Consider the following 1,817-nt stretch of genomic DNA (forward strand, 5'->3'; position numbering starts at 1 on the left):
ATTTACTTGTAATTGACCTATTAATGTAGGCATGCACATCCATGTCGTGCCGAACCGTGGCTCACCACCCACCGTGCTGCTGCGCGAGTCCTACCGCGAGGGCTCCAAGGTCGGCAAGCGCACGCTGGCCAATCTGTCGAGCCTGTCGGGCGCGCARATCGAAGCTATTCGAGCCGCCCTGCGTGGCGAGGCCTTGCAACCGGTCACGCAGTGCCTGGAGATCACCGCGTCGCATTCGCATGGTCATGTGCAAGCCGTCAGCGAGGCSATGCAGCGGCTGGGCTTCGCCTCGGTGCTTGCCTCCAAGCCCAGCCGCGAGCGCGACCTGGTGCTGGCCATGGTGGCCGCGCGCATCGCAGCACCGCACACCAAGCTGGCCACCACGCGCTGGTGGCACACCACGACGCTGGCCGAGGACTTCGGCGTCGCAGACGCCGATGAGGACGATCTGTATGCGGCGATGGACTGGCTGCTCGAACGCCAGGACCGCATCCAGAAGAAGCTCGCCGCGCGCCATCTGAGCGCTGGCGCCCTGGTGCTGTACGACCTGTCCTCCAGCTACTTCGAGGGCAGCTGCTGCCCGCTGGCCAAGCTCGGCTACAGCCGCGACGGCAGGAAGGGCATGCTGCAGGTCAACTACGGCCTGCTCACCGATGCGCGCGGCTGCCCGCTGGCGGTGTCGGTGCACGARGGCAATGTGGCCGACAGCCAGACCTTGCTGCCCGAGGTCCAGCGGCTGCGCGAGGACTTCGGCGTCGAGCAACTGGTGATGGTGGGTGATCGCGGCATGATCTCCAACAAGGCGATCCAGGAGATGCGCGAGACCGAGGGCGTGGGGTGGATCAGCGCATTGAAGAGCATCTCGATTCGCGCGTTGGTCGAGCAGGGGYACCTGCAGCTGGGCTTGTTCGACGAGCGCAACCTGCTCGAGCTGAGCTCGCCGGACTACCCCGGCGAGCGCCTGGTGGCGTGCCGCAATCCCGAACTCGCCAAGCTGCGCGCGYACAAGCGGCTGGAACTGCTCGCCGCCACCGAGGCCCATCTGGAGAAGATCAAGGCCCGCGTGGACGCGGGCAAGCTCGCCGGCAAGGATGAGATCGGCTTGCGCGTGGGCAAGGTCGTCAACCAGTACAAGATGGCCAAGCACTTCGAACTGGCCATCGGCGACAACGCCTTCACCTTCGCACGCAAGACAGACGCCATCGCCGCCGAGGCGGCRMTGGAYGGCATTTACATCATCCGCACGTCGGTGAGCGCGGCGCAGATGGACTCGGCCGACTGCGTGCGCAACTACAAGTCGCTGGCCAACGTCGAGCGCGCGTTCCGCTCACTCAAGACGATCGACCTGAAGGTGCGYCCGATCCACCACCGCACCGCCGATCGGGTGCGCGCGCACATCTTCCTGTGCATGCTCGCCTACTACGTCGAGTGGCACATGCGCGAGGCCTGGCGCGAGTTGATGTTCGCCGACACGGATCAACAGGCCAAGGCCACGCGTGACCCGGTGGCGCCGGCTACGCGATCCAAGGCAGCGCTGGCCAAGGCGGCGCGCCACACGCTGGATGACGGCACGCCCGTGCACAGTTTCTCCACCCTCATGGCCGAGCTCGCCACCATCGTGCGCAACACCTGCCGAGCCCCTCAGGCCGGCCCCGAGGCGCCGACCTTCGAGGTCCTCACCACGCCCAACGCCAAGCAGCAGAGAGCGCTCAACCTCATCCAGAAGATCCAGATGTAGACAGCAGCCAGAACCCCGATCTCACGCCAAATGCTTGTCGTGCAAAGGAAAACTCGCTCGGCGACTTCAGGAACTTCGG

At 65.6% G+C, this 1,817-nt stretch carries 1 protein-coding gene; it reads left to right on the forward strand.

What is annotated here, in order from left to right:
- Nucleotides 1-31: 31 nt before the first annotated feature.
- On the forward strand, nt 32-1,738 hold the full coding sequence (locus AC1DYK_RS35325) for an IS1634 family transposase (protein ID WP_478170512.1): 1,707 nt from the start codon (nt 32-34) through the stop codon (nt 1,736-1,738).
- Nucleotides 1,739-1,817: the final 79 nt, after the last annotated feature.

The sequence above is a fragment of the Variovorax sp. P2_H12 genome (assembly GCF_056403395.1).